The sequence below is a fragment of the Chitinophaga sp. 9-1-y genome, assembly GCF_059511905.2.
The window spans coordinates 7156655-7171893 of sequence record NZ_CM197955.1; the positions used below are offsets into that span (position 1 = coordinate 7156655).

At 45.1% G+C, this 15239-nt stretch carries 14 protein-coding genes; 6 read left to right on the top strand and 8 right to left on the bottom strand.

The genetic code is table 11. From position 1 onward, the window contains the following. Nucleotides 1–57 precede the first annotated feature (57 nt). The 3 genes from AC5ZC7_RS28390 to AC5ZC7_RS28400 form a co-directional block, all read right to left on the bottom strand. Entirely contained in the window at nucleotides 58–1608 is a 1551-nt protein-coding gene (locus AC5ZC7_RS28390) for an Rne/Rng family ribonuclease (RefSeq protein WP_496160788.1), read from the bottom strand. 458 nt (nucleotides 1609–2066) lie between these two features. Beyond that, the gene (locus tag AC5ZC7_RS28395) at nucleotides 2067–2909 is read right to left on the bottom strand and encodes a tetratricopeptide repeat protein (protein WP_291925496.1); all 843 of its coding nucleotides are present in this window, start codon (nucleotides 2907–2909) and stop codon (nucleotides 2067–2069) included. Nucleotides 2910–2933: 24 nt separating this feature from the next. Further along, the gene (locus tag AC5ZC7_RS28400) at nucleotides 2934–3221 is read right to left on the bottom strand and encodes an HU family DNA-binding protein (protein WP_073084475.1); all 288 of its coding nucleotides are present in this window, start codon (nucleotides 3219–3221) and stop codon (nucleotides 2934–2936) included. Between the two features lie 219 nt (nucleotides 3222–3440). Here AC5ZC7_RS28400 and mutY point away from each other — a divergent pair, with 219 nt between their 5' ends. The 6 genes from mutY (at nucleotide 3441) to AC5ZC7_RS28430 (ending at nucleotide 9441) form a co-directional block, all read left to right on the top strand. Next, the gene (gene mutY, locus AC5ZC7_RS28405; protein WP_496160789.1) at nucleotides 3441–4514 is read left to right on the top strand and encodes an A/G-specific adenine glycosylase; all 1074 of its coding nucleotides are present in this window, start codon (nucleotides 3441–3443) and stop codon (nucleotides 4512–4514) included. 197 nt (nucleotides 4515–4711) lie between these two features. After that, nucleotides 4712–5170 carry a single-stranded DNA-binding protein gene (locus AC5ZC7_RS28410; protein WP_496160790.1) on the top strand — a complete coding sequence of 153 codons (459 nt, stop codon included), beginning with the start codon at nucleotides 4712–4714 and terminating at the stop codon, nucleotides 5168–5170. 134 nt (nucleotides 5171–5304) lie between these two features. After that, nucleotides 5305–6648 (top strand): gliding motility-associated protein GldE, encoded by a 1344-nt coding sequence (gene gldE, locus AC5ZC7_RS28415; RefSeq protein ID WP_496160791.1) that lies wholly within the window; start codon nucleotides 5305–5307, stop codon nucleotides 6646–6648. Between the two features lie 21 nt (nucleotides 6649–6669). Further along, entirely contained in the window at nucleotides 6670–7272 is a 603-nt protein-coding gene (gene gldD, locus AC5ZC7_RS28420; RefSeq protein ID WP_496160792.1) for a gliding motility lipoprotein GldD, read from the top strand. A 66-nt stretch (nucleotides 7273–7338) separates the two neighbouring features. Then, nucleotides 7339–7905, top strand: coding sequence for a DUF3109 family protein (locus tag AC5ZC7_RS28425; protein ID WP_496160793.1), 567 nt, complete (start codon nucleotides 7339–7341; stop codon nucleotides 7903–7905). 156 nt (nucleotides 7906–8061) lie between these two features. Then, on the top strand, nucleotides 8062–9441 hold the full coding sequence (locus AC5ZC7_RS28430) for a LutB/LldF family L-lactate oxidation iron-sulfur protein (protein WP_496160794.1): 1380 nt from the start codon (nucleotides 8062–8064) through the stop codon (nucleotides 9439–9441). Here AC5ZC7_RS28430 and AC5ZC7_RS28435 read toward each other — a convergent pair. The 5 genes from AC5ZC7_RS28435 to AC5ZC7_RS28455 all read right to left on the bottom strand — a co-directional run bounded on the left by AC5ZC7_RS28435 (nucleotide 9438) and on the right by AC5ZC7_RS28455 (nucleotide 15174). Beyond that, a complete protein-coding gene (locus AC5ZC7_RS28435; protein ID WP_496160795.1) occupies nucleotides 9438–10637 on the bottom strand; it encodes a TonB family protein in 1200 nt (399 codons plus the stop codon). The genes AC5ZC7_RS28430 and AC5ZC7_RS28435 overlap by 4 nt on opposite strands. After that, a complete protein-coding gene (locus AC5ZC7_RS28440; protein ID WP_496160796.1) occupies nucleotides 10630–11208 on the bottom strand; it encodes a sigma-70 family RNA polymerase sigma factor in 579 nt (192 codons plus the stop codon). Before AC5ZC7_RS28440 ends, AC5ZC7_RS28435 begins: the two co-directional genes overlap by 8 nt. A 162-nt stretch (nucleotides 11209–11370) precedes the next feature. Continuing rightward, nucleotides 11371–12885, bottom strand: a complete 1515-nt coding sequence (purH, locus tag AC5ZC7_RS28445; protein WP_496160797.1) for a bifunctional phosphoribosylaminoimidazolecarboxamide formyltransferase/IMP cyclohydrolase — start codon at nucleotides 12883–12885, stop codon at nucleotides 11371–11373. Nucleotides 12886–12897: 12 nt separating this feature from the next. Continuing rightward, nucleotides 12898–12957, bottom strand: coding sequence for a hypothetical protein (locus tag AC5ZC7_RS28450; protein ID WP_511911610.1), 60 nt, complete (start codon nucleotides 12955–12957; stop codon nucleotides 12898–12900). 117 nt (nucleotides 12958–13074) lie between these two features. After that, nucleotides 13075–15174 (bottom strand): ComEC/Rec2 family competence protein, encoded by a 2100-nt coding sequence (locus tag AC5ZC7_RS28455; RefSeq protein WP_496160798.1) that lies wholly within the window; start codon nucleotides 15172–15174, stop codon nucleotides 13075–13077. Nucleotides 15175–15239: the final 65 nt, after the last annotated feature.

The following is a 15239-nucleotide window of genomic DNA, read 5'->3' on the forward strand; positions in this document are numbered from 1 at the left end:
AAGCTGGAAATTAAGTTATAAAATAAAAAGCCCCCGCTGCAGCGGGGGCTTTTTATTTTATAACTTAATTTCTTCATCATTGGCGTCGAAGAAACGATATTCAGTAAGATGGTAGTTGGAGTCAGCTTTTAATTTGATCCATTTTTTATACTGGAAGTACCACTTCCATTGTTTGGATACCAGGAATCCTTTGGTAAGGTAAGCATACAGTATAGGATGTGTGCGGATGGTTAATCCTTTGTGCTGATGATTCAGCAGGTATTGCAGGTTCTTTTCTATGTCTTCGAGAATCAGCATAGAAGCGCCGATTTTGCCTGTTCCACGGCAGGTAGGGCAATCTTCTGCTACGGAAATGGTGATCTCTGGTTTTACCCTTTGCCGGGTAATTTGCATGAGACCGAACTTCGATATTGGTAAGATGGTATGTTTTGCTCTATCCTGGGCCATAAATTTCTCCATGGCTTCAAATATGGCTTTTTTGTTTTCCGGGAGTTTCATATCAATGAAATCAATGATAATGATACCGCCCAGATCGCGCAGCCGGAGCTGGCGGGCAATTTCAGCAGCTGCTTCCAGGTTGGATGCGAGGGCATTTTGTTCCTGGTTGTTGCTGGAGCTTTTATATCCGCTGTTAACGTCTATCACGTGTAACGCTTCTGTAGCTTCAATAATGAGGTATACGCCGCTGTCGAGGTTCACGGTTTTACCGAAAGAAGCCTTTACCTGGCGGGTAATGCCGAAGTTATCGAAGATGGGAGATCCGTTATTGTAATAATTAACGATATCAGACTTTTCGGGTGCAATCTTTTGGATGTACGTTTTGGTGTCTGTATATATATTCTTATCGTTAACGACTATACGGTTAAAGCTTTCATTAAGCAAGTCACGGAGTATACTGGCTGTTTTGGTTTGTTCGCTCAGGATCTTTTGGGGGGCAACGCCTCCGCTAAGATTAGCCTGGATATTTTTCCAGGTTTGAACGAGGGTAGTCAGGTCTTCGTGTAATTCTGCAGTTTTCTTTCCTTCTGCGGCGGTGCGTACAATAACGCCAAAGTTGGGCGTTTTGATGGCTTCCACAATTTTCTGCAATCTTTTTCTTTCTTCGGAGGAGTGGATTTTTTTAGAAACCGCAACAATATCGTTAAAGGGTGTTAACACTATAAACCTTCCGGGTAAAGAGATTTCGCAGCTAAGGCGGGGGCCTTTAGAAGAAATGGGTTCTTTGAGAATTTGTACGAGGATATTAGGTTTCCCTCCCAGTACGTCTGTAATTTTACCGGTCTTAACTATTTCCGGTTCATTTTTAAACTTAGTGAAATCAAAGCCTTCGGGCGTTTTATCGCTGATGGCCATTGCAGTAAATTTAAGAATAGAGCGGATATAGGGGCTTAGATCCGTGTAATGTAAGAAGGCATCTTTTTCGAAGCCAACGTCCACAAATGCAGCATTTAAGCCGGGTATCAGCTTTTTAACCTTGCCCAGGTACAAATCGCCTACTGAGAAGTTAGGATTGCCACTTTCGTGATGCAATTCCACCAGCTTCTTATCTTCCAGTAACGCAATTTCCACCCCTGTAGGAGCCGCATTTATAATAAGTTCCTTATTCAAGCGTCCAAAATTTTAACCTTTAAAACTTCACCTTTATGCTATGCACACGGCTATTAAGTAAGAACAGCTTACTGCATACCAAAACAATAGCTCACCATAAAGTTAGCGTATTTCTTCACGTTCGTGACGAATGGATTGCTTAAGGGTTCAGCGATCACTGCAGGTAATGTCCGGAGAATTCAATTGCGGGATCTATGGAAACAACCTGCATGACTATAGCAATTTAAGAAGTAAATGCTAGAATCATGCAGGATATATGAAAATTTTTATCCGACCACCGCGCCGGGAGCATACCTTGTTAGTATAAATGGCGGGAAACTGGAGTAATTATTTCTTCTTACTTTTATGCCGGTTCTTTCTCAGTCTTTTTTTACGCTTGTGAGTGGCAATTTTATGTCTTTTTCTTTTCTTACCGCAAGGCATACGCTGATACGTTTTTAAATGATTGAAAAATAATATTATTGAATACTTTTAATGTAACTATCGACTTCTTTCTTCAGTTCCGGATCGCTCATGAGTTGCTTGCTTTTTTCAAACAGTTCAATTGCTTTCTTTTTGTCTCCTTTGCTCCGGTACGATTCTGCCAGCACAAATAATACTTTCGCATTATCCGGGTGTTTCTTCGCAACGCCTTCCAGTCTTTCGATAGCTTTATCGTACTGACCTGATGTAATAGCCAGGTTTGCTAAAGTAACCTGTGCATCTATATTATCAGGATGTTCTGCTACTACTTCCCTCAGCTTGGCTACACCTGTCATCGGCTCGCCGGTGTTCATGTACACCATGGCCTGTGATATTTTCAGTGTGTCGTTTGCTGGGTTCAATTGTATTGCCTGGTCAAACAAGGTAATTGCTTGCTGGGCTTCCCATTTCGCAATCCGCGGATCTTCTGCGTGTTGCAAGTGGGCCAAAAATAAATTGGCTGCAAAGGTGAGGCTTTTTTCGGAATTTTCCAACTTAGCGGCTTCGCCAAGATAATATGCGGCTACGGGCAGCTGATTAAGGCTGTCCCAGGTGTTGTACAACTGTTGATACGCGGCTATCTTCTGGAGTTTTACATCTCCACGAATAACATTTGTTTCAATCGTATTAACCTGTAAAAGTTTCTCAGCAGGAATTTTTCCTTTAGCTGTGGTGAGCAGTTCAGAGAAGGCAATAGGTTCCACCTCCTGTCCGCCCTGCATGGGGGCGCCAGATGACATAGGTTTCTTTTCTGACCGGGGCACAGTACGGCCAAAGGCGAATAATATCACCAATAGTGCTACCGCAGCACCCACCAGAAGAACTTGTGTTTTTTGCATCGCCTAAAATATTAGGCTGCAAAATTAAGAACTTTTAAGCTTCTTTACCTCAGCAACAAATTCTTTCGAAGGTTTAAATGCCGGAATAAAGTGCTCGGGGATCTCCACAGCTACGTTCTTCTTGATGTTACGCCCAATCTTGGCTGCTCTTTTCTTAGTGATGAAACTACCAAACCCACGGATATAAATGTGTTCTCCGTTTGCCAGCGCTTCTTTCACCTCTTTGAACATAGCCTCGAGTGTGACTAACACATCGACTTTGGGGATGCCGGTTTTTTCAGCAATGTTGTTAATTAAATCAGCTTTTCTCATATGAAAGCGAGAGGATTACTTTACTCTCAAAGTTAATTTAAAAATTCTAATTGCTGAATTTTAAGCAAATAAATTTTATCATTTTTTCTTATAACTGGTATTGGCGATAATTTATATTTATTTGCAGGCCCGGAAATGGGTATCTGTTGTACCTTATAGGGTTTTGTACAGCATTTGCCATATCAATATACTAAATAATTTTATTAAAATAATATATAAATGATATCACCCCGACATTTTTTTACCGAAAAGTTACTGGAATGGAACCGGGAAACGAACACCCGCAACATGCCCTGGAAGGGTGAAAAAAATCCATATCGGATCTGGCTATCAGAAATCATTCTCCAGCAAACCCGCGTGGAGCAAGGCTGGCCATACTATGAACGCTTCATTCAACACTACCCGGATGTGACCAAACTGGCCGCCGCTCCCGAAGAAGAAGTATTCCGTTTATGGCAGGGACTCGGCTATTACGCCCGCTGTAAAAATATGTTGGCCGCCGCCCGCGAAATTACCAACCACCATCAAGGTAAGTTCCCGGACCAGTATGAACAGATTAAAGCACTGAAAGGAATTGGCCCCTACACCGCCGCCGCCATCGCCTCCTTTGCCTTCAATCTTCCCTATGCCGTGCTCGATGGTAACGTTTTCCGGGTCCTCTCCCGCTTCTTCGGCATCGATACTCCTATAGACAGCACCGCCGGCAAAAAACAATTTGATACCCTCGCCCAGGAACTCTTGCCAGCAGGCGCTTCCGCTGAATACAACCAGGGTATTATGGACTTCGGCGCCGTGGTATGCAAACCACAGCAACCCCAGTGCGACGACTGTCCCCTCCGGAAAAAATGCGTGGCCTGGCACCAGCAACTCGTTCCCCTTCTCCCGGTAAAAACTAAAAAACTACAGATCAAAAAAAGATACTTCAATTACCTGCTGGTGAATTACAAAGACCAGCTCTTTATCCGGAAAAGAACCGACAGCGATATCTGGCAAAATCTTCACGAATTCCTCCTGATAGAAACGCCAGCACCTTCGGATATCACCGCTATACAATCGTCCGAAGCCTTCCGGCAATACTTTGGCAATATGGCAATCGAAATAGACCGGGTATCTGCTCCTTTTAAACAACAGCTTACCCATCAAACCATTCATAGCCAGTTTATTAGCATTACGGTGAAGAAAAAGCCCGATCTGCCGGGATACACGCTGGTAGCGAGAAACAGCCTGAATAACTATGCCTTTCCTAAAACAATTACCACTTTCCTGGAAAGCAATCACTTACAATTATTTTAGGCTACACACATAGAGATAAAAAATATACATTAAGCGCTAAGCCACTTCAGTAATAGTTGCTAATGATAAAATCCGCCTCAATCGGCTGCCAGTAAGAAATTTTTCCCTATCGATTGGAAAAAAATATTAACTTTAAGAAGGTTGTTTATTTATTAAAAGAAGAACTTTTTAACAATAGACTAAAAAAACCTACAACTATGAGAGGTGTTAATAAAGTAATCCTGATAGGCAATTTGGGCAGAGATCCGGATGTACAGTTTCTGGAAGGAAATATCGCAGTAGCCAAATTTTCACTGGCAACTACTGAAACGTTCAAAGACAGAGCCGGCAAGCTCATTTCACAAACAGAATGGCATACGGTGGTGCTTTGGCGGGGATTGGCCGAACTAGCGCAGAAATACCTGCACAAAGGCAGTCTTGTTTATATTGAAGGCCGTTTACGCACCCGCAGCTGGGAAGACAAAGAAGGCAATAAAAAATTTGCCACCGAAGTTGTAGGAGACAACCTGGTTATGCTGGATAAACGCATGGACCTCAATAGCCAAGATCACCCCATACCTCACCATAGCAGTACAGGCTCAGGCAGTGGAGACAATTTCCCCGGAATGGAAATCCCCCCTTCATTGAATGAACCAGCAGACGACCTGCCGTTCTAGTTGCAAAAAAATATTAAGTTTTGTACGCACGTAATCCCATATAGGGACATTACTTATATTTGCGTGCAGGGAAAGGTAATTCCATGAATTTCTTTCCCCTTATTTTTTGATTATTTACATCAAAGTTGAACATCTTGGGCATCCTTTCGGCAAGCAACGTATCCTATTTTTTACAAGCCAGCACTCCTATTGGCACCCCGAACGTGGTGGTGTTCCTGCTTGTTATATTTGTGCTGTTACTGCTTACCTTCATTGTATCCGGGGCAGAAGTAGCTTTCTTTTCCTTAAACTATAAGGACCTGAACGTGCTCAAAACCCGGCAAAATGCCTCCGGTAAACTGATTACCAAACTACTGGAAAAGCCAAAATCACTCCTGGCCTCCTTACAAATAGCTGGTATCCTGTTGACGATCGCCTTCATCATGATCACCAACTACCTCGTTACCCAGATGGAAGACCTGCAAACACTGCCGGTGGTATCCCTCGTGGTACGTATTTCCGCTATTTGCCTCATTTTACTGTTCTTCGGCCAGATACTCCCCCGGGTATGGGCTGCACAAAACAATATTCGCTTTGCTACCTATTTCGCCTGGTTTGTAAGCCTGGTCCATGCCACCATGGAACCGGTGAGCGACTTCTTCGTAAGCCTCAGCGGCAGCATCGAAGCCCGCCTGTTTCACCGCGGCAGCGGCCCCGTCAACTACCAGGAAATTGATGAAGCCATCGAAATGAGCGTAGACCCTACCGCCTCCCAGGAAGAAAAAAATATCCTCAAAGGCATCCTCAAATTTGGCAACATCACCGTTAAACAAATTATGCGCGGCCGCCTCGACGTAAACGGCGTAGAATACGACAGCACCTTCGGCGACATCGTTAAAAGAGTAGCCGATCTGCACTACTCCCGCCTCCCCGTATATAAAGACAACCTCGACAATATTGTAGGCGTTATCCATACCAAAGACCTCCTGCCCCACCTCGATAAAGGCGAATCCTTCGACTGGCATGAGGTGATGCGGCAACCCTTCTTTGTACATGGCCACAAACTCATTGAAGACCTCCTCTCCGAATTCCAAAGCCGCCGCATGCACTTCGCAGTAGTGGTAGACGAATTTGGCGGTACTTCCGGGATCGTTACCCTGGAAGATATTATGGAAGAAGTAATCGGCGATATCAAAGACGAATTCGATGAAGAAGAATTCAACTATAATAAAGTAGACAACTTCACCTACGTATTTGAAGGCAAAACCATGCTGAATGACGTTTGCCGGATCATGAACATCCCCCCTGAAGCCTTTGAAACCGTAAAAGGCGAAAGCGACTCCCTCGGTGGTCTTATCCTGGAACTGGCCGGAAAATTTCCGGAAGAAAACAGCGTTATTAACTACAATAACTACGATTTTACTGTATTGGAAGTCAATAAAATGCGCATCCAGAAAGTACAGGTAACCATCAGGCCAGACGCCGCTGAAAAAGCATAACGCCTGTTAAATAACCGAAAAATGCCACATTTAAAAGGAAAGGCCCTCGCCATCATTTCCATGCTGACGTTGTTGTGGGCTGCCTGTGAAAACGTACCTACTCCCAAGCCCAGAGGCTATTTCAATATCAAATTCCCGGAAAGAGCTTACCGTAAATTCGATATGCCAGGCTATCCTTATACATTCGAATACCCGGCATATGCCAATATCGTTAAGGATACTTCTTTTTTTGGCGCTGCACCTGAAAACCCTTACTGGATCAATGTAGACTTCCCTACCCTCAACGGAAAAATCTATATGAGCTATAAAATCATCGGCCCAGGTAATAATACCTTCCGTAAACTGGTAGACGATGCTTTCAAAATGACTTATAAACACACCTATAAAGCCGAATACATCGATGAAAACGTGATCCACACGCCTAACAACGTGAATGGCACCTTTTACGAAGTAGGCGGTAACGCGGCCTCCTCCAAACAATTCTTTGCCACCGACTCCGTTCGTCACTTCCTCCGTGGGGCCCTTTACTTTGATGCCACCCCCAATGCCGACTCCCTCGCTCCCGTATACAAGTTCCTGGAGCAGGATATGTGGCATATGGTGGAAACCCTCCGCTGGAGATAAGCCGTTAATGCTGTAACTTTGTGGTCTTATTAAGATTGTCTGTATCAGGCATAAGACCGTTTCCCGATGATTATCATTGACGACAAATACATAAGTGACGAAATAATTGAAGAGCAGTTTGTATGCAACCTGTCTGCCTGCAAAGGTGCGTGTTGCGTGGCCGGCGATTGCGGTGCTCCGCTCGACAAAGCAGAAGTAAAAACCCTGAAGAAAATTTACCCGCAAATCAAATCATACCTGCGGGAAGAAGGCATACAGGAAATTGAACGCACCGGCACCAATACCATTGACGATGAATATGGCTATGTTACACCTATCGTGAACAAAGGCATTTGCGCCTATGCCACTATAGACGCTCATGGTATTGTAGGCTGTGGCATTGAAAAAGCCTATAATGACGGCATAGTGGATTTTAAAAAGCCCATATCCTGTCATCTTTACCCCATCCGGATTAAGAAATACGAAACATTTGAAGCGGTAAACTACGACCGCTGGGACGTTTGCAAACCTGCCTGCAAAAATGGTAAAACCTTGCAGGTACCCGTATATCGTTTCCTCAAAGATGCTTTGATCAGAAAATACGGCACGGAATTTTATGAAGTGCTGGATAAAATTGCAGGGGAATACAAATGAAAGAATTACGAATTTCAAATTACGAATTACGAATTTGTGAAGAGATAGTAAACGCGAATAATATCCAATTTGACCTCCCCACAAATCCGTAATTCGTAATTTGAAATTCGTAATTCTTTCCTATTAACTATCTTTAATTAGGAACACTGCTTACTTATGCATCAAATAGCATCTACTTTTCTGGAAGAAAGTGAAAAAAAGGTGGCTGATCTGGGACACCGGCAGACCATTAATTTCAACATAGGTAAATACAATACGGCTGTAAAAGCCGGAAAGCACCAGTTTTCCGACCTTGCTACTGCAAGAGAACGCGCTAAAAACGTTAAGTGGAGAGCTATTGAGCACCTGGATAACCTGCTGGAGGAATTCGAGCAAAACTTTACCCGCCGCGGCGGTAAAGTGATCTGGGCTGAAACTGCCGAACAGGTACAACAGGAAATATTGGCCATCTGCAAAGCCAAACAATGCAAAAGCATTGTGAAAAGCAAGTCCATGGCCACAGAAGAAGTACACCTCAACGCTTTTATGGAAAGCAATGGCATTGAATGCGTGGAAACTGACCTGGGAGAATATATACAACAACTGGATGGAGAACCACCCTATCACATCGTTACACCGGCCATGCACAAAAGCAAGGAAGATGTAGCGCGCTTATTTGCGGAAAAACTGGGTACAGACCCGAATCTCACACCAGAGCAACTCACTCTCGTAGCCCGCGAAAAATTACGTCATAAATACCTGGAAGCAGAAATAGGCATCACTGGCGCCAACTTCATCCTGGCTGATACCGGATCGGTAGCAGTAACAGAAAATGAAGGGAATGCCCGCTTAACCACTGCATTTCCAAAAACGCATATTGTACTGGTAGGCATAGAAAAGGTACTCCCTTCTATTGCAGATCTGGGACTGTTCTGGCCTTTACTGGCTACTTACGGTACTGGTCAGCAGGTAACCGCCTATAACAGCATTTTCAGCGGCCCACGCCAGGAAGGAGAAACAGATGGTCCGGAAGAGATGTATGTTATCCTGATGGACAACGGCCGTACCAATATCCTCCAGGATACCACTGCCCGCGAAAGCCTGTACTGCATTCGTTGTGGCTCCTGCCTTAATGCCTGTCCTGTATACAAAAACATTGGCGGCCATACCTATGCAGCTACTTACAGCGGCCCTATTGGTTCCGTTATTACGCCGCATCTGAAAGGTATGGATTCGTATATGCATTTGAGTTTTGCCTCCTCTCTTTGTGGCAATTGTACCGAAGTATGCCCCGTGCGCATTAATCTGCATGAATTGTTGCTGCATAACCGGCAAAAAGCAGTGGAGGAAAATTATACCTCTGGTGGCGAAAAATTTGCCTGGTATATATGGAAGCAGGGCTGTAGTAGTCGTAAAATGATGAATATGGCCAGCGGCAAAATGAAGAACTTCCTGCTAAAACGATTCTTTGCCAAAGGCTGGGGCGACAACCGGGAACTGCCAGTATTTGCAGCCAAGTCCTTTAACCAGCAATGGAAAGAACGGAATAAGCATTAATCTTTTTCCACTGTAAATTTCACTCTTATTTTTACTTTGGCGGGCTTTCTGTCTGAAGCAGGTATCCATGCCGGCCCTTCTTTGATGACCCTGATGGCTTCTGCATCACAGGCATCGTTCAGGTGACGGAGGATTTTAAAATCCTGCAGTGATCCATCCGGCATAACGGTAAAGGATACACGTACAGTTCCATTGTATTTATTTTCCGGGTTGATGGTTTTAGTTTTGAGATAGTTGTCGTAGGCAGTTTCCCCTACTATTGGAGCGGGTGCACGGTAAGCCATATCATCGTTTGGAAGCCCCTCCTCAGTAACTTGTACCCCGGCTACCCTTCCCTGTAATGCTCTTTCTACACCACTAACGCTATCGCCTGAGATAGTGCTGATACCGCGAATCCTGACAGATGAGGTGGATGCGGTAACATCCTTTTTCTTTTGGATGCCATAACCCATTACCACTACCTCATTTAAATTCTTCGCATTCGTATCCAGGTTTCCCTCATATGCCTGGTCCTTTTGTTTCTTTCTGGCTTCAGCAGGAGGCAGGACATAATTCTCATGTGCCGGCTGCCCTTGCTTTTCGGGTGCTACCGCTGCAGCTTTATTAGCAGTCGCAGGCGCCGGACTATAGGCTTTAACTTCCGGAGCAGGCGTAGGCGCAGCATCCGCAGCGGCAAGTGCTCCATGATCATCTTTTGATGAAGAAGCTTCAGCAACCGGCGCCGGAGGAGTCACTTTTCTGGCGCGTTGATCCGCACTTGCCAGCGAAGGTGGCGTTGGCTCTACCGGTGATGCAGGTTCCATTTCGCCCTGTGGCTGGGAATCAGGCACCGGCGTGGCGGCCGGAGGCGTTACACCGGCAATAGGTGTAGCCTGTTGCTGTTCCCATAGGAACCAACCGGCAGAAAACATTAATAATAAGATGGCGGCAGCCGCAGCCCATCGATAATATAGTATGCGTACTTTTCTTTCTTTTGGAGCTACCCGTGTTTCCAGTCGGGAAACCAGGTCTGCCTGATGAGCCTGTTGCTCCGGAGCGTGCATAGCATATCCTTCCAGCGCGTCGGCCAGGAACGGATCGTCCAGGGCCTGGCGTTCCAGGTCGTGCATGGCCTTATCGTCCAGCTCTCCCGCCAGGTATTGGCGGATGAGTTCGGCGAGTGCCTCCGGTTTTATATGTGGTCGCTTATCAGACATCTTGTTTCTCCATACATATTTTCAGGTTCCGCTTTCCATTCTGAATGTAGCTTTTAACCTTGTTCATGTCATATCCTGTAATAACGCTTACTTCCCGGTAGCTTTTTTCCTGCAGGTAAAACAGGTCAACACTACGTTTCTGTTCTTCCGGCAAGGTTTCCAGGCATTTCTCCATATTCTGGAGGTTGTCTTCCAGCGTCATTCCGTTTTCATGATGCCCCATTTCTTCATTTTCCACAACGGGGTGGTCGTCTATTGAGACCTGCCGGGATTCTTTGTTTTTCATGGCCCGCAGCTTCATTAAGCAGTGGTTGCGGGTCAATACATGGAGCCAGCTCTTAAAATTCTGGACTTCATGCTGCTTCAGTTTGCCGATCAATTCTTCAAAGATCTGCATTACCGCGTCCTTACTGGCTTCTTCATCAAAATATTTCAGGCACACCCCATATACCAGGGACATGTAACGCTGGTAAAGTGCTGCCAGAAAATCCAGTTTGCCAGAAGCTTTATACTCCCGGATCAAATCTGCATCTTCTGCATCCTGCATGATATTTTGTTGAATAAAAGACATCTGGAACAGCTATGCACCAATGGTGGGCGTAGCTTTTATAATTATATTGATTTACAAGCCAACAATACTATTATTTTTTTTCGAATATCAGGTGGTTTTAATGCAGAAAGCGCCAGAAAAAATACCGGCGCTTTCTGCATTTATCGTTGCTAATAGCTGCTATTAGTGTCTGAAGTGTCTCATACCGGTCATCACCATCACCATATCATGTTCTTTGCAGAACTCAACGGAGTCATTGTCTCTCATAGAACCACCTGGCTGAATCACTGCATTAATACCGTTTTCGTGTGCAATGCTTACACAGTCATTGAACGGGAAGAAAGCATCGGATGCCATTACGGCGCCTTTCAGGTCAAAGCCAAACTGTTTTGCTTTTTCAATAGCATGACGTAAAGCATCAATACGGGAAGTTTGTCCACAACCTTTGCCGATCAGTTGTTTGTCTTTTACCAGGGCAATGGCATTCGACTTCAGGTGTTTGCAAACGATGTTCGCAAATTCCAGGTCAGATTTCTCTGCCGGAGTGGCTGGGCGGGCGCCTACTTCATTCCACTCTTTGTAGTTGCCATTATCGCTGTCTTGCAGTAACACGCCATTCAGTACGTTTTTGTACATGTATTTGCTTTTCACTGGTTGTTTCTGTTCCAGTAAAATGCGGTTCTTTTTGGCTTGCAACACGGGGAGTGCATCTGCGTCAAATCCAGGTGCAATGAGGATTTCGAAGAAGATTTCGCTGATAGATTCGGCAGTAGTTTTATCGATTACCTTGTTGGTTACCAGTACGCCACCGAAAGCGCTTTCCTTATCACCGGCCAAAGCCGCTTCCCAGGCTTCTTTCAGGGTATTACGGGAAGCAATACCGCAAACGTTGGTATGCTTGATCACGGCGAAGGTGGTTGCTTCAAACTCCTGGATCAGCTGGCAGGCAGCATCTACGTCTACCAGGTTGTTGAAGGATAATTCTTTACCGTGCAATTTATTGAATATCTCATCCAGGTTGCCGTAGAAAACGCCGCGCTGGTGAGGGTTTTCGCCATAACGGTTCACCTGTCCCTGTGGAATAGAGAGCTGGAAGTTAGCACCAGGTTCGTTATTGAGGAAATATTGAGAGATGGCTACATCGTAGTGCGCGCATATTTCAAATGCTTTAGCAGCAAAGCTTCTGCGTTCTTCAACGGTAGTAGCGCCGTTATTATCGGTTAATACTTTTTCCAGGTCGGCATACTGATCTTTAGAGGCAACAATTACTACATCTTTATAGTTTTTGCCGGCAGCACGGATCAGGGAAACACCACCAATATCAATTTTCTCGATGATGGTTTGCTCTACAGTGGTGCTCTTTACTGTTTCTTCAAATGGATACAGGTCTACAATCACCAGGTCAAGTTCAGGGATCTGGTATTCTTTCAGTTGTTCCAGGTCCTGCGGGTTATCACGACGAGCGAGAATACCGCCAAACACTTTTGGATGCAGGGTTTTAACGCGTCCACCCAAAATAGAAGGATAAGCAGTCAGGTCTTCAACTGCCACACACTTCACGCCCAGGTCCTCAATAAATTTTTGTGTACCACCGGTAGAATAGATGGTAACACCTTGTTCACCTAACTTTTTAACAATGTTCTCCAGGTTATCTTTATAGAAAACGGAGATCAAAGCGGATTTAATTTGCTTTTGCATGAATGGAAAACATTAGAAATTAATAACATAGGCTCCCTGGTCTGGAACCGAAAAGAAGCGCAAAGTTAACACGTAACAATGATTTTTCCATTTATCCGTGAGATTTGGGTATTAAAAAAGACATAATACGCTATTAAATAATCTTTTAAATACTGATTATTTTACTATTTCCGCTTCCCTTTTCCGTTTCTATGGGAAACTATATACAAAGGCGCCTTGCTTTCCCACATCATAATATTTCCAGCCCAGCGTATCGCAGGTTTGCTGCCATTTTTCTATGCGCCGGGCGCCATTGGAAGCCGCAAAAATAAGCGTGTCAAATTCATACTGTGTGCCCAATGCCCTGATATCCCGTCCTGCATTACGTGCCAGCAGTATATAATTCACTTTTATTTTTTTTCCTGGGAGATGTGGAAGCAGTAGGCTATCAATAATCAGTAACCGTTTGCCCTGGAAGCTGATATAACGACCGTACTGTTGAAAGCCTGCGGGGTAACCGGGATGCACCCCCATTTCATTCCTGGCGGCGATCAGCGCGGTAGCAGCGGGTGTTTGCCAGATGCTGTCATCTCCTGTAAATTGTACCTGCCGGCCCTGTATGCAATCAACTGCCGTATAGCCGGCTACGTTATAAACAATCATCTTGCACTGGGTATTTCTTTGGGTTGTTTTATAGGCATGGACTGCGAAAAAAGCCCACAGACCCAGCAACGCCAGCCATCCGCCGGCTTCCCACCGGACCAGCCGCCACCCTGCCAGTGCGGCGATAACGAGATACAGGCAAACGACTTGCAGCAGGGAACAATCAATATTTGTGATCAATGCATACGGTAATTCTCCCATCCATTTTACAGTACTGTTCATACACCAGATCGCGTATTTCAATCCAGCCCCGAGCCATGTTGCCGGCAGCCGGAAAGGCGCCAGGATCAACAGGATAGCTTCTCCATAAATAATTACGGTGGATAAAGGAACCGCTATCAGGTTAGCAGGCAGAAAGTAATTAGGGAACTGATGAAAGTAAAAGAGGCTAACCGGCGTAGTCATTAACTGGGCGGCGAGAGAGAGGGCCATCATTTGCCAGATAAGATCGGCCCATTTTTTTCTCATCTCCCAAAGCTCATACAATGGCTGATAAAAAAGCAAAATGCTGAGTACTGCCAGGTAGGATAACTGGAAACCCGCATCTACTGCCAGGTAAGGGTTTACACACAATAACACGGTAGCTGATGCTGCCAGTGTGTTATAAATGCTACTATACCGTTCCAGTACAAAACGCCCTATCGTAACACCCGTAAACATCACTGCAGCCCGCAATACAGAAGCAGATGCACCAGTGAGCAAGGCAAAACCCCATAGTACCACCAGTATCACCACTGCTTTCGAAATATCGGCCCATTTACGCGCGGGCAGCCATTGCAAACACCATAGCAACGTACCATATAGCAACGCCAGGTGCATACCTGAAATAGCAATAACATGCACAATCCCTGTATTACTATAAGCCTGTACCACTGATTTATCAAGATCCGGACGATAACCAATGAGTAATGCTTCTGCCATTCCGGCTTCCGGACCATTGCCGATGTATTGTTTCAGGTTACGAAGACAATACTCCTGCGCCTGTAGCAATAACCGGGTGATCATATTCCCCCTGTTGCAGGGTAGCCGGTAACAATCTGCTGCGCGCAGGTAAAGCTGCTGGTATAGCTGTTGGGTAACGCAATACTGCTGGTAATCAAATGCGCCGGGATTACCGGTGTTTTTAATCATTTCCGGGCGTTTCCTGACAACCATTTCGTCTCCGTACCTAATACCTCCCAATGCAGTATCCCTGGCAAAATAAAGCAGTAAATAGCCCTTTACAGGGATCCATTGACCCTGCTCATAAACGGCGGTTACTTTTGCTGTTGTTTTAAAGGAATGTGCCTTTTCCTGCAGCGCCTCATTCACCCGCAATAACAACAACGAAGAATCTGTGGCCACTTTCCCGTAAAATCCCTGCCGGTGGCGGATATCGGCCTTGTACAACAAAAGGTTTCCACAACAAAACAACAGCATGCATATCCATACTCCGGGCCACCAACCGATTGCAAAGCGCCACTGTAGCGGAAAAAAGCGGAACAACCATACACCCCCGATACAGATACCCGCCAATAATAGCAGATAAGCGGGTGATACAGGTGTCAGTAGTTGACAACTTATCCCCGCCAGTAACGGTAGTAAGATGCGTAAAAAAGGAATGCGTTTCCAACACATCGTAACAAACAAGGTTGATTCAAAATGCATGTGGGGTTAACTTTTATGACACCCCGAACATCTTATTTAATTTGCGGCAAAGTGTTTCAAAAATG

What these genes read in the sequence shown, in the direction of transcription:
- AC5ZC7_RS28395 (WP_291925496.1), bottom strand. Translation starts at nt 2,909, where the DNA reads ATGCAAAAAACACAAGTTCTTCTGGTGGGTGCTGCGGTAGCACTATTG.
- AC5ZC7_RS28400 (WP_073084475.1), bottom strand. Translation starts at nt 3,221, where the DNA reads ATGAGAAAAGCTGATTTAATTAACAACATTGCTGAAAAAACCGGCATC.
- mutY (WP_496160789.1), top strand. Translation starts at nt 3,441, where the DNA reads ATGATATCACCCCGACATTTTTTTACCGAAAAGTTACTGGAATGGAAC.
- AC5ZC7_RS28410 (WP_496160790.1), top strand. Translation starts at nt 4,712, where the DNA reads ATGAGAGGTGTTAATAAAGTAATCCTGATAGGCAATTTGGGCAGAGAT.
- gldD (WP_496160792.1), top strand. Translation starts at nt 6,670, where the DNA reads ATGCCACATTTAAAAGGAAAGGCCCTCGCCATCATTTCCATGCTGACG.
- AC5ZC7_RS28425 (WP_496160793.1), top strand. Translation starts at nt 7,339, where the DNA reads ATGATTATCATTGACGACAAATACATAAGTGACGAAATAATTGAAGAG.
- AC5ZC7_RS28430 (WP_496160794.1), top strand. Translation starts at nt 8,062, where the DNA reads ATGCATCAAATAGCATCTACTTTTCTGGAAGAAAGTGAAAAAAAGGTG.
- AC5ZC7_RS28435 (WP_496160795.1), bottom strand. Translation starts at nt 10,637, where the DNA reads ATGTCTGATAAGCGACCACATATAAAACCGGAGGCACTCGCCGAACTC.
- AC5ZC7_RS28440 (WP_496160796.1), bottom strand. Translation starts at nt 11,208, where the DNA reads ATGTCTTTTATTCAACAAAATATCATGCAGGATGCAGAAGATGCAGAT.
- purH (WP_496160797.1), bottom strand. Translation starts at nt 12,885, where the DNA reads ATGCAAAAGCAAATTAAATCCGCTTTGATCTCCGTTTTCTATAAAGAT.
- AC5ZC7_RS28455 (WP_496160798.1), bottom strand. Translation starts at nt 15,174, where the DNA reads ATGCATTTTGAATCAACCTTGTTTGTTACGATGTGTTGGAAACGCATT.